Origin of the sequence: Bacillus sp. 41-22, assembly GCF_025809295.1 — a bacterium.
Taxonomy (GTDB): Bacteria; Bacillota; Bacilli; order Bacillales; family Bacillaceae_G; genus Bacillus_A; species Bacillus_A mycoides.
The window spans coordinates 4,467,185-4,479,820 of record NZ_CP084035.1; the positions used below are offsets into that span (position 1 = coordinate 4,467,185).

General features: G+C 36.7%; 13 protein-coding genes, 2 pseudogenes and 1 other annotated feature. Of the genes and pseudogenes, 4 read left to right on the forward strand and 11 right to left on the reverse strand.

All coding sequences use genetic code 11. The features are described from left to right. Positions 1-3: 3 nt before the first annotated feature. The 3 genes and pseudogenes from LCF45_RS22885 to LCF45_RS22895 all read right to left on the reverse strand — a co-directional run. Positions 4-1,146 (reverse strand): cysteine desulfurase family protein, encoded by a 1,143-nt coding sequence (locus tag LCF45_RS22885; protein WP_002167571.1) that lies wholly within the window; start codon positions 1,144-1,146, stop codon positions 4-6. A gap of 425 nt (positions 1,147-1,571) precedes the next feature. Continuing rightward, positions 1,572-3,281: a septation ring formation regulator EzrA gene (gene ezrA / locus LCF45_RS22890; RefSeq protein ID WP_002167570.1), complete on the reverse strand. Its 1,710-nt coding sequence runs from the start codon at positions 3,279-3,281 to the stop codon at positions 1,572-1,574. A gap of 248 nt (positions 3,282-3,529) precedes the next feature. After that, positions 3,530-4,048: pseudogene (locus LCF45_RS22895) on the reverse strand (LysR family transcriptional regulator substrate-binding protein); the annotation flags it as partial. Here LCF45_RS22895 and LCF45_RS22900 point away from each other — a divergent pair. Then, positions 4,047-4,355: pseudogene (locus tag LCF45_RS22900) on the forward strand (EamA family transporter); the annotation flags it as partial. The pseudogenes LCF45_RS22895 and LCF45_RS22900 overlap by 2 nt on opposite strands. A gap of 11 nt (positions 4,356-4,366) precedes the next feature. Here the strand turns inward: LCF45_RS22900 and refZ are convergent. Continuing rightward, positions 4,367-5,005, reverse strand: a complete 639-nt coding sequence (refZ, locus tag LCF45_RS22905) for a forespore capture DNA-binding protein RefZ (RefSeq protein WP_002088994.1) — start codon at positions 5,003-5,005, stop codon at positions 4,367-4,369. 147 nt (positions 5,006-5,152) lie between these two features. On the opposite strand from refZ, the gene LCF45_RS22910 reads away from it, so the two are divergent. Further along, on the forward strand, positions 5,153-5,632 hold the full coding sequence (locus LCF45_RS22910; protein WP_002129416.1) for a GAF domain-containing protein: 480 nt from the start codon (positions 5,153-5,155) through the stop codon (positions 5,630-5,632). Between the two features lie 199 nt (positions 5,633-5,831). Here the strand turns inward: LCF45_RS22910 and megL are convergent, their stop codons facing one another. After that, positions 5,832-7,010 (reverse strand): methionine gamma-lyase, encoded by a 1,179-nt coding sequence (gene megL / locus LCF45_RS22915; RefSeq protein ID WP_002015566.1) that lies wholly within the window; start codon positions 7,008-7,010, stop codon positions 5,832-5,834. A 398-nt stretch (positions 7,011-7,408) separates the two neighbouring features. Here megL and rpsD point away from each other — a divergent pair, with 398 nt between their 5' ends. Next, entirely contained in the window at positions 7,409-8,011 is a 603-nt protein-coding gene (rpsD, locus tag LCF45_RS22920) for a 30S ribosomal protein S4 (RefSeq protein ID WP_002015568.1), read from the forward strand. A gap of 379 nt (positions 8,012-8,390) precedes the next feature. Here the strand turns inward: rpsD and LCF45_RS22925 are convergent, their stop codons facing one another. Further along, positions 8,391-8,519, reverse strand: a complete 129-nt coding sequence (locus tag LCF45_RS22925) for a hypothetical protein (RefSeq protein WP_000050938.1) — start codon at positions 8,517-8,519, stop codon at positions 8,391-8,393. Positions 8,520-8,704: 185 nt separating this feature from the next. Here LCF45_RS22925 and LCF45_RS22930 point away from each other — a divergent pair, with 185 nt between their 5' ends. Beyond that, entirely contained in the window at positions 8,705-9,007 is a 303-nt protein-coding gene (locus LCF45_RS22930) for a YjdJ family protein (RefSeq protein WP_002167568.1), read from the forward strand. A 78-nt stretch (positions 9,008-9,085) separates the two neighbouring features. Here the strand turns inward: LCF45_RS22930 and tyrS are convergent, their stop codons facing one another. The 5 genes from tyrS to LCF45_RS22955 all read right to left on the reverse strand — a co-directional run bounded on the left by tyrS (position 9,086) and on the right by LCF45_RS22955 (position 12,550). Further along, a complete protein-coding gene (gene tyrS, locus LCF45_RS22935; protein ID WP_002015575.1) occupies positions 9,086-10,342 on the reverse strand; it encodes a tyrosine--tRNA ligase in 1,257 nt (418 codons plus the stop codon). A gap of 69 nt (positions 10,343-10,411) precedes the next feature. Continuing rightward, positions 10,412-10,640, reverse strand: a binding site (T-box leader). 77 nt (positions 10,641-10,717) lie between these two features. Then, positions 10,718-10,963 (reverse strand): hypothetical protein, encoded by a 246-nt coding sequence (locus tag LCF45_RS22940; RefSeq protein WP_002129419.1) that lies wholly within the window; start codon positions 10,961-10,963, stop codon positions 10,718-10,720. Continuing rightward, positions 10,944-11,489, reverse strand: a complete 546-nt coding sequence (locus LCF45_RS22945; protein WP_002129421.1) for an RNA polymerase sigma factor — start codon at positions 11,487-11,489, stop codon at positions 10,944-10,946. The genes LCF45_RS22940 and LCF45_RS22945 overlap by 20 nt, the downstream gene beginning before the upstream one ends. Further along, on the reverse strand, positions 11,470-11,925 hold the full coding sequence (locus tag LCF45_RS22950) for a hypothetical protein (protein WP_002129423.1): 456 nt from the start codon (positions 11,923-11,925) through the stop codon (positions 11,470-11,472). The genes LCF45_RS22945 and LCF45_RS22950 overlap by 20 nt, the downstream gene beginning before the upstream one ends. Before the next feature lie 67 nt (positions 11,926-11,992). Then, a complete protein-coding gene (locus tag LCF45_RS22955; RefSeq protein WP_002129424.1) occupies positions 11,993-12,550 on the reverse strand; it encodes a maltose acetyltransferase domain-containing protein in 558 nt (185 codons plus the stop codon). Between the last annotated feature and the right edge of the window lie 86 nt (positions 12,551-12,636).

Sequence of the window (12,636 nt, forward strand, 5' to 3'; positions counted from 1 at the left end):
TCTTTACCTCATCACTTCATATAATTTTGGCATCGTCTCTTTAACAATACCTTCAAATTGTTTTACTTCTTCCATCGTGTTGTCTGGTGCTAGACTAATGCGAATCGCACTTGTAGCTGCGGCGTGCGGTACTCCCATTGCCACTAGTACTCTGCTCACTTCATTTGCTTTTGAAGAACAAGCAGACTTCGTCGATACATATACACCATGCTCTTCTAAAGCATGAACGACTACTTCTGGTTTTAAACCGACAAATGATACATTTAAAATGTGCGGTGCCGCATATTCAAGTGATGTATTAATCGTTACAGTTTCCATCTCTTTAAAGAAACGGACCAGCTCTGTTTGTAAATTTTGCAAATGAACTATCTTTTCTTTCACTTGTTCCATCGTCATACGAAGTGCTTTCACCATCGCTACAATACCAGGTAAATTTTCTGTACCTGAACGATACTTGAGCTCTTGTTGACCACCTGATAAGATTGGATCTAATCTTACACCATCACGTACGTAAAGAAGACCTGTCCCCTTTACGCTATGAAATTTATGTCCAGATATTGAACAAAGGTCAATATGAGAAGCGTATAAATCAAGTGGTACTTTTCCTATCCCTTGTACATGGTCCACGTGGAATCTTATTTTCGGATAGTTCGTTAATAATGTTCCAATTTCAGCAACGGGCTGAATCGCTCCAGTCTCGTTGTTCACGTGAATAATTGACACAAGAATCGTATCTTCACGAAGTGCTCGTTTTAGATCTTCTACCGATACAACACCGTGCTCGTTAACCGGTAAATACGTTACATCAAAACCGAGATCTTCTAATTGTTTATATGCTTCAAACACAGACGCGTGTTCAATATTTGTTGTAATGATATGTTTGCCGCGCGAACGATTCCTCATCGCTATCCCTTTAATCGCAAGGTTATTCCCTTCCGTTCCACCTGATGTGAAAATAATTTCAGAAGGTTTAACGTGAAGGAGCTGTGCCGCAATCGTTCTCGATTGTGTTAATAGACGCTCTGCCTCTCCTCCAAGCGAGTGGATAGAAGAAGGATTACCAAAATATTTCCCTGCAACCGTTACGTACGATTGAAGCGCTTCTGGATATGGCTTCGTCGTCGCACTATTATCAAAATAGATCATCGTTCTTCCCCTTTCAGCGCTATCACATCATATAATCATATCACAAATACGTGTAATTACGCTAAGACTACTCAAAGGTTCCGTTTTTATATAAAAGTGTACATTTCCCCCGGCCATTTGCAGGCATACTGAGTGGTGAAGATTAATAATCAGTGGTGGATGAAACCCCATCACTTATGGTTTCACTTTATCCCGCATTAACGGGCAGTAAGACTCCCACCTCAAAATTCAGCTGGAGCAAAGAAGTTAGGTGGGAAATCCACTGCCCGTAAATGCCCGATTGGTTCAACTAATAATCAGTGGGGGGATGGCCCCCTCCCACTGATTAAAGTTTCACTTTATTTTGAAACGAACAACCTTACTGTATTCCGCTATTCATTATAGCAACATCGACTTCAAAATTACACAAAAAAACAAACCCTTTATTAAAGGGTTTGCTCATTGTCTACATATTCAGCTATTTTTTGAACAACACCAGGTTCAAGTTGCTCTAATATAGAAGCCGCTTGTTCTAAAGCTGCATCGTATTGATATTCACGGAATAATTTCTCCGCATAATTTAAGCTTTCTGCAAGATTCTCATCATGACTGCGGTATCGGTTACCGTATTGAATTAGTTTTTCAACTAAATAAGCTTGTCCAATTAATTCTTCTGTCATTTCAGATACACCATTCACAACTGTGTATGCTTCTTCTAAACTGTTATTTACAGTATTCATATTTAACGGCTTTACTTCTAATTGCTCATATACAGCTTGCATCGCCATTTGCCCTTTTTGTAAATCTTCCATAATACTCTCTGGAAGACCTGGTAAATTCGACTTTTGCATAAAACGTTTCGTCTCAAAAATTGTATTTCGCATTTCTTGTAACTTCTCACGTGCTTCAAATTCTTCTTTGCGCATCGTTTGCAGCATTTCTTTATATTCTGCATGAAGTACTTTTAAAGTTTCACATTGCTCATAAACCTCTTCTAGTTCCTCACGAATAATAGAGAATGCAATATCTTGTTCAGCAACGCGTATTTGTAACACTTCAAAACGTTTCATTAAAATATGCATTTGCTTTTCAATTACTTTTTGTGACTCAATATCTTTGTCTTGTAATTGATAACTTTGTTTCACAAGTTGTGTTTCTATTTTCGTTTCAATTGTTTCTGTACGAATTTCTTCTAAATCTTCATAAACAGACAGTGTTTTTTGCTCCACATAATGTTTCGCATGCACTTCTTGTTCAAGTTGATCATAAAAACTGTCTAAACGAGTTTTTAAGTTCTCTACTTTTTCTGCTGCTTCTGTTATATGAAGTTCCTGTATATCCATTAAACATGTGTGTAGTTGTGTCGTCATATCGCGGACTTCTTTAGGGATTTCCAAATACTCTAATACATAGCCTTGTCTTATCATATCATCATGACCTTGTAATAAATCTTCCAGCTGAACTGGTAATGTCGCTTGACACTCTACCAATAAATCCGGAATTTGATGAATAACGATTTCTAAACTTGCTAAACCTTCTTCTAAACTAATAACAATTTCTCTCGCTTTTAAATAATCACCATTATCTGTTGCCTCTTCAAAAGTTTTGAACTTCTCGGATTCAACATCTAACATCTCTTCAATTTTTTGCTCAGCTGCTCCATACATGTGTCGATGAGCAAGAACGCTCTTTTTCATACTACGATATGTATCACGTAACCCTTCAATTTCCGCGCTATTTTTCTCATGGCTTTCTAACAGTTGCTGTAATTCATTTAAAATTTCTGTAATACGATTATCAGCGTCATCTAAACCACTTATGGATTCTTTCATCGCATGCTTTGCTTTGCGGAAGGAGAATTGCGAGGCGAATTTTCGCGCTTGCCCTAAATCTTTTTCAGCTTTCGGAAGAGTTGTTGATACAATTTCATCCCACTCTTCACGCCATTTACCAAACAGCTCTTCCGTTTGACCTGTCATATTTAAATCTTTTACCCGCTTTAGTTCATCTGCCACAGGTTTATCTTTTATCTCTTGTTTCCACTGCTCCAGTGCTTCAATATCTTTATATGAACGATTTCTTATCACAAGCTCTATCATGAGCAGCACTAGAATAGAGCTTACTACAATGATAACGATCGTCAGGATAGAATCCATGCAAAAAAGCCTCCTAGTTATATCTCTTTTTTTGTCCGTTCCGTTTATGAAATGGAAGGCATTATGTATAAAAAGGGAATTCCCCTATATTTAACAACTAACAATGTTCTAATCATACCATGTAATGACGTGTTTTTGACCTAGTTTTTTTTAAAATTTCATGTTTCTTTACATGTGATTGTAATATTTCTTAATATTCCACTTATTCCATTATCCGTCCTCAAATGAATGCAATAAAGGTAAGACTTTTACGGGCAGTTAATGCAGGATAACGAGCTCTCTTTCATATGAGAGACGAAATAAATCTTTCGCATTAGTGGTGGTTCTACAGAAATCGCACGTACGTTACCTTGCATTACGGCTTACTGTAAAGCGGTTTCCGGAAGCAATGTTATACCAAGTCCAGCTCCTACCATCGCAATTATTGGTTTCGCGCCCATACATTGAAACACATTCATAATCATTTTCCTTACATCACATATTTCTGGGTATACAATTAGCTGTTCATTTTGCAACTCTTCCATTCGGATTACCTTTTTCACTCTATACGGATGATCATTTGAAACAGCACAAACGATTTTTTCTTCCCGCATTTCTTTTATATATGTAGCGCCTTCTACTACTGAATCGATGAACATCGCTTCAACTTTTCACTCTTTAAATAACTCTATTAATACTTTCATATGCTCAATTTTCCATTCTATTTCATATGTATCCTCTAATAAGTCTTTACACTTTGATATGTAATGAGCCGCTAAACTCGGTACAAATAGAATTTCTGTACCGTCACTACATACCGTTATGAGCGTTCGTTTTGAACTCCTTTATATGTCGATTGTTGCGGGGGGTATCACTGTATTTTGCTGGAACACGGGAAATCGATATATTTCATCTATTAACGGCATATTATTTATGAATTTAGTTCCTGTATTTGCACTTATCGGTTCTATGTTTCAAAGTTATACTGTCGATAACATAGAAATTGCCGTTGCCTCATTAACAATTATTGCGCTAGTATGCAACAATTTATGGCAAAGAAAACAACATATAAAAATCCCCACCTCAGTTCGTTAGGTGGGGATTTTTCACATATGAACAGCTCTTGGTAGTTCATAATACATACTCGCTTTATATAATGTTCGTTCCATCCATTGCTCAATTTCCTTCGTATACATTTCTAAGAAAAACGTCTCAGACGGAAATGAGTGTAGCACCTCTGATATATATTGTGGATATAAAAACGGCATATTCATCATGCCTTTTAATTGCGTCATAAACATTGTAAAAGATACCTTTTTAAATTCTTGCTTCATTTGTCCTTGTTTAATGATTTGCTCTATATAATATCTTTCTCTAGAAAAATAAACGGTCATCACTTCACGAATTAATGTCGTATCAAGCGAAAGCTCTCTATAAAAAAAACGTGTCAGTTCTCTATTATCAAATTGATATCGTAAAATCCCGCGCACCATTTGCACCATCACATCTTTAGCCGATAAATATTCTCTCTGTTCAAATGACGTTTCAATTACGTGAATATATCCTTCTAAAAAATCAGTAATAAGCTGTTCTAATAACCCTTGCTTTCCAGCAAAATAATATGAAATATTCGCTACATTCACATCCGCTCGCTTTGCAATTTCTCGCACCGACGTTCCATCATAACCTTTCGTGTTAAACAACGATATTGCCGCATCAATTACTTTTTGTTTCGTCTGTTTCATGCGCTCACTTCCTCTCAATGAACAGCTATAGTTTAAATTTCTTGACTTTTAAGACAAATTCCTTTAATTTTCTATCGACAAAGTCATGTGAAATACATCGTATTTTGCTATCGTTTTACATATCTCGCTAAAAAGGGAGTTGTTTCCATGTTTACAAAAGAAAGTTATGCAGGATCTCGTGAAGAGCAATATGAGACAGTAATTAAACAACTGGATGCATTATTAACTGGCGAACCGAACGTAGTCGCAAACTTATCAAATGCGTCCGCACTATTAAATCAATTTTTAGATCGCGTTAATTGGGTTGGCTTTTATGTAACAGAAGGAAATCAGCTTGTTCTTGGACCATTCCAAGGAATGCCAGCTTGCGTGCGTATTCCGTTCGGACGTGGTGTTTGCGGCGTTGCAGCTGAAACAAAAACAACGCAACTTGTAGCAGATGTTCACCAATTCCCAGGACATATCGCTTGCGATAGTGCCTCTAATTCTGAAATCGTTGTACCGATTATAAAAGAAGGAAATATCATTGGTGTGCTTGATATTGATAGTCCTGAAAAAAATCGTTTCGATGAAGTAGATCAGCACTATTTAGAAAAGTTTGTGGAAACACTCCTAAAACATATTTAATAAAGAAAAGAGTGAGCTATCGATTACGTACGTAACGTACGAAACCGATAGCTCACTCTTTTTTATCCCGCATTAACGAGCAGTAAATTCGGCGAATACAAGGAAGTTAAGTGGGAGATAACTGCCCGTAAAAGCCCGATTGGTGAGGGCTAATAATCAGCCGGGGATGGACAAAACCCCCACTGATTAAAGTTTCATTTTATTGATTACTAACAGTAGATATCTTCTTTAGTGCCTGTTCTAAATCAGAAACGATATCTTCCCATGATTCTAAGCCGACAGATAGGCGTATTAAATTATCAAAAATACCCATTTCTTTTCTTAGTTCAGCCGGAATAGCTGCATGTGTCATCGTCGCTGGATGCTGAATTAACGTTTCTGTATCACCTAAACTTACGGCAATTGTAATAAAATGGAGGTCATTGATAAACGACTGTGTTTCCTCTTTTCCACCTTTAATTGAAAAAGAAATAACGCCCCCACCTCGTTTCATTTGCCGAGATGCTAATTCTCCCTCCGGATACCAAACACCTTCTACTGCTTCATGATTTTTCAAAAACGATACAATTTTTTCCGCATTATCACAATGACGATCCATTCTTACTGCTAATGTTTTTAATCCGCGTAACAATAACCACGCGTCAAACGGCGCCATAATACCGCCGATATCTTTTCGCATCGGACGGATTTTGTCAGCTAACGTTTTCGTTCTACAAATTGTTACACCCGCTACAACATCCCCGTGACCACCAATATATTTTGTCGCACTATGGACGACGGCGTCACAACCAAGTTCAAGAGGTCTTTGTAAATAAGGTGAACAAAACGTATTATCAACAATAACAAGTAAGTCATTTCGCTTCGCTACCCCGATCACCTTTTCTAAATCAATTAATTTCATCGTTGGATTAATCGGTGTTTCAACGAAAATGAGCTTTGTATTTGGACGAATTTTATTTTCAATATCAGTCTCTGTCTCCATATCACAAAACGAATGAGTAATCATAAATTTCTCTTCTAATACTTCTAAAAAACCGTACGTACATCCATATAATCCATTTGAACAAATAATATGATCTCCAGCCTTTAGAAAACCGATTAACGTTGCTGAAATGGCTGCCATACCTGAACCGAACGCCAGCGCTTCCTCTCCACCTTCTAAAACAGCCATACGTTCTTCAAATAATTTCACAGTTGGATTCCCAAGCCTTGAATAAATATAAGATGGATCTTCTCCCGCAAAACTCGCTTCCCCTTGCTGTGCTGTCTCAAACGTAAATGTAGAAGTTTGAAATAAAGGTGGTGTTAAACTCCCTTTATTTTCATTTGATTCATATCCATGATGAATTAATGCTGTCTCTATATGTTTCTTTTTCATAAAAACATCCCCCTTATGTCTTTATTGCCACATATCCACCAGGAAAAATCTGATGAACGTTTTTACTACATTTTATGTAAGCGTTTTATTTGTGTTTCTATCTTTTCTTTTATATTGTTTTAAATTCCTTCTTGTTAATTTCCAAAATTTATCTGCATAAAACAAAAAGGGAGTCTCTTGACGAAACTGTAAGTAAAAGATATAATAGCGTTTGTGTAAAATAAAAAGGCAGCCTTGTAATGTGAGTTTATCGTTTGTATTTTGTTCCTCTGCGGAGGTGTATCTCGTAACTCCCTGCTGCTGGAGCGAAGGTACATGAAAACAAAATACCCGTAAATATCGATTACGTCTGTTTTTATTTTACGAAAATAAAAACATTTTTAAAGGAGGAGTCAACTATGGCTCGTTATACAGGTCCAGCATGGAAACTGTCTCGTCGTCTTGGAATCTCTCTAAGCGGCACAGGAAAAGAATTAGAAAAACGCCCTTACGCACCAGGTCCTCACGGTCCTAACCAACGTAAGAAACTTTCAGAATACGGTTTACAATTACAAGAGAAACAAAAACTTCGTCACATGTACGGCATGACTGAACGTCAATTCCGTCGCACATTTGACCAAGCAGGTAAAATGCCTGGTAAGCACGGCGAAAACTTCATGATCCTTCTTGAAGCTCGTCTTGACAACCTAGTTTACCGCATGGGCTTAGCTCGCACTCGTCGTGCAGCTCGCCAATTAGTAAACCACGGTCACATCACGGTTGATGGCGCTCGCGTAGATATCCCATCTTACCGCGTTAAACCTAACCAAACTATCAGCGTTCGCGAAAAATCTAACAGCCTTGTTGTTGTTAAAGAAGCGATCGAAGTTAACAACTTCGTACCAGAATACTTAACTTTCGATGCTGATAAGTTAGAAGCTACTTACACTCGTCACGCTGAGCGTTCTGAGTTAGCAGCTGAAATCAACGAAGCATTAATCGTAGAGTTCTACTCTCGTTAATCTCGGTACTCTGCAAAGAGTATTATTAAAAGCCTTAGGAACCTTGTTTATCAAGGGTCCTGGGCTTTTTTTATTTATATAAATATCGTATGTATAGTAAGATACTTCAAGGAAGTTTTTTCATGAGTTATGGATAATCGTCCTTACTTCTCTTTTATTCATTCCAACGATTGGATTCTCTTTAATACTAGCTCCGTTTATTGTGCAAAATTTTATAATCCATCTTCATTACATGCTGTTATACTTATTTCCTTAAACATATAATCATTTCATTTTCAGACTACTCCTTTTTTCATTACTTCCAAATTATATCTCAATAGAAAAAGCTACCAAAGAAACTAAAACGTTCTCTCTGGTAGCTTTTATTTATATATTAAAATTATTTATTTTCCTCTTTTTGAACATATACATAAGCATCTTTCTGCTCTTTATGTACATCAACCTTCGAATGCTCTGCAAGCTGACCAGCATTTAGCAAAGAAAAAATAATGAGCGCTTCTAGTGACATTTTGTTTTACCACTCCTTTCTATTTGTTATACGTTTATCATATCGCTTACATGTGATTTCCGTATGAACTCGAAAAGGAGATTACAACAAAAAGGTTACAGGATTGCTAACTATATTTTATCTACAGAATAGTTTATTAAGGCAAATTATCACGTTATAATAACCATAAAATGGGGGTGTTTTTTTTGACAATAAACCAAATGGTTCAGTTAGGCAGTGCATTTATGCTGTTTATTACTTCAGCACTTATGAGTTGGTATCAAGGGAGTAATTTAATAGATAATCCTGATGAATGGAAATATAGCGCTAAGTTTACGAATTATTTTAAAGGGTACGTTTCACATTATGACGATATTTATCAAATCGATTTCTTTATATATGCGGCAAAATTTTATCCCGGGGCATTTGTCGTTATGCTAATTAGCTTACTTTACATGCTCGTATTAATTCTTCATATTCTATTTAAAAGAAATCATGAGGCAATTTAAATGCATACATAAAAACCCCGAACGATAGACTTTTCAGCCTACCATTCGGGGTACTATTTGTTTTAAATTCGTTTCTGATTAGTAACGAATTAAGAAATATTTCTTCTTACCGCGGCGAATGATTGTAAATTTACCTTCGATGCGGTCGTTTTCTGTTACAACGTAGTCTAACGCTTGTGTACGCTCACCGTTTACGTAGATTGCACCGTTCGTTACATCTTCACGTGCTTGACGTTTAGATGGTGAAATTTTGCTTTCTACAAGTAAGTCGATTAATACTGTATCTTCTGCAGTACGTTCTACAGATGGTACGTCTTTGAATCCTTGCTCGATTTCGCTTGCAGTAAGTTCTGCTACAGAGCCACTGAATAATGCAGCTGAAATTTTAATTGCTTGCTCTAACGCTTCTTCGCCATGAACAAGTTTTGTCATTTCAGATCCTAATGATTTTTGTGCTGCACGTTTTTCTGGTGCTTCAGTTACTTGCTTTTCAAGCTCAAGAATTTCTTCATGAGATAAGAATGTGAAGTATTTTAAGTATTTAACAACGTCGCGGTCATCTGTGTTAATCCAGAATTGGTAGAACTCGTAAGGAGTTGTTTTCTCTGGGTCTAACCAAATTGCACCGCCTTCTGTTTTACCAAACTTCGTACCGTCAGATTTTGTAACTAGTGGAATTGTTAAACCGAACGCTTTCGCATCTTCTTCTGATTTACGGATTAATTCAAGACCAGCTGTAATGTTACCCCATTGGTCACTACCACCGATTTGTAGACGGCAATTATGGTTTTGGTATAAGTTTAAGAAGTCGTATGATTGTAAAATCATATAACTAAACTCAGTGAATGAAATACCAGTATCTAAACGAGATGCTACTGTATCTTTTGCTAACATATAGTTTAAACCGAAGTTTTTACCGATATCGCGTAAGAATGAAATTACATCTAAGTTACCAAGCCAATCATAGTTGTTAGCCATTGTTGCTGGGTTGTCCACGTTTTCAAACTCTAAGAAGTTTGAAAGTTGGTTTTTAATGCTTTCTGTGTAGTAAGCAACTGTATCTTTCGTATTTAATGTACGCTCTGCTTTTTTACCACTTGGGTCACCGATCATGCCAGTACCACCGCCAACAAGTGCAATTGGTTGGTGACCAGCTAATTGGAAACGACGTAACATTAATACTGGTAACATATGACCGATGTGTAAGCTATCCGCTGTCGGGTCGAAACCACAGTATAATTTAACGCTTTCTTTTTCTAATAATTGCTCAAGTCCCTCAGCATCTGTTTGCTGATTAATTAAACCGCGAAATTCAAGATCTTGTAAAATACCCATATCCTACATACTCTCCTTTAAGTTCATTACTGGCGTGAAGGTTGAAAACATAAAAAAATCGCCCCTTAAATAAGGGACGATTTTGATTATCGCGTTACCACCCTAGTTGCAGGCAAAAAAAGCCTACCACCTTATTTACATAACGGCTTAGCACCGTCTTTTCCCTTTTGAATACACTTCAATCGAAAAAAGATGCTCTAGGGGCGTAATTCGCGATCATCTATGTGCTGATTTCCACCGACCATCAGCTCTCTAAAACAGGGAAATGATCACTACTTCTCCCTTTCCACGCTCAATTATTCATATACTTTTCTTTATACCATCATTTATATAGGCGTGTCAAATAGAGGTATGAGTTCTTTCCCTACCAATCCTTTATAAAGTCGCAAGGAATATCGTAATAAGAGAAATAACTGGAACACCAACTAATAACGACACATGAAACACAACCGATAAATCATTCCCAATCGTCGCTTCCACAGGATCTTTCGCTGGAGAAGCAAGAAATCCAAGAAATCGCTCGAAGCGGCTTACCGTTTTTGGAAAATCCGGTATTTCTACATGATCGCTATCTAAATGCTGCTTTAATTTATATTCATTCTTAAAGGGATTTTCGTTCAATTTCATCCACCTCCAGCAATTGTTTTAATTTCTTTATCCCGTTATGAAGTCTCGACTTCACTGTTCCAACAGGAATATCCAGTACCTCTGCAATTTCTTTTTGCTGCATATCATGATAATAAGAAAGAATCAGGACCGCTCGCTGTTCTTCAGGAACTTTCAAAATTGCTTCTCTTACCGTAAGCCGGTCTTCGTGGGAAAACTCTACCTCTTGCATTGGTACTAAAAACGGTAAGAGCGAACGCCACTTTTTTCTTCTATTTAATTTATTAATCATAAGACGGTAACCGATTTGAAATAAATACGTTTTAATTTTTCCTTTTCGGGTTTCATACATATGTTTCTTACGCTCTAGAGTCAAAAACGTATCTTGAACGAGATCTATACTCAGTTGTTCATCACGATTAAATCGATACAAAAATGTATATAGCGCTGGTTTGATTAAAACATATAGTTTTTCTCCAGCTTGCTTATCTCCATTTTGGTACGCAAGCATGAGCTCCTCCTCAATCCCAATCTGCGCCATTTTTTTTGATCTCCTTTATTCCTTTTAACGTTAATGAAATACGGGAAATTAAATATGCACTTGCGACAATGACCCATGCTTGTGACTGATTCGTAAAAAATTGAATATATGGGTTTTGAATCGTATGGCCGGTTGAAACTAAAATATTTAACGCTAGCACACATATACATGCATACACTGCAAGACAGACCGAAATTGTATCAAATACATTCCAACGAAAATATATTTTTGTTTTTGTAAAATCAATTTTATTTCCATTTTTTCGTACAATATACTTCTTATCAAACGGAATAAGGATTGAAAAAATAACAATCATAATAATCCCAAATGTAATCATTGAAATTTTAAATCCAATTGGTATAGGTAATAACATACCACAAGAAAACACAACTATAATTCCAATTAAAGCAAAAGTAAGCATCAATTTATTGGACATATAAAAATCCTCCCTCATCTATTCTTTCATAAATGTATACAGACGAGGAAGGCGCTTCGTTCAAATATTATTTTATTTTTTTTATGATTCTCGCAGGATTCCCGCCAACTACTACATTATCTGGCACATCTTTCGTTACAACAGCGCCAGATGCGATGACAGCATTATCTCCAATTGTTACGCCCGGATTAATAATCGCTCTTCCGCCAATCCATACGTTATCGCCAATTGTAACTGGTTTTCCGTACTCTGATCCGCTTATGCGCTCTACTGGATCAAGCGGATGCGTTGCTGTATAAATGTGAACACCTGGAGCTAACATACAGTTCACTCCGATTGTAACTGGGCATACGTCTAAAATCGTACAGTCAAAGTTTGCGTAAAAGTTTTCACCAACGTGAATGTTATAACCGTAATCACATCTAAAAGAAGATTCAAGATGAATGTTATCTCCAGTCGTTCCGAATAATTCTTTTACGATTGCACTACGTTCTTCTAGCTTTACTTCTGGTGTTTCATTTAATTTTCTCGTTAATATACGAGCTTGCTCCCTGTCCTTTACTAAAACTGGATCAGCCGGTATGTACATTTCCCCTTGTATCATCTTTTCTTTTTCTGTTTTCATCATACTATCCCCTCTAACTCATATATATAAGTTGAACAACTACATCATAACATAAAAAAAAGAAAGGTCTGAACATATTACTTGTT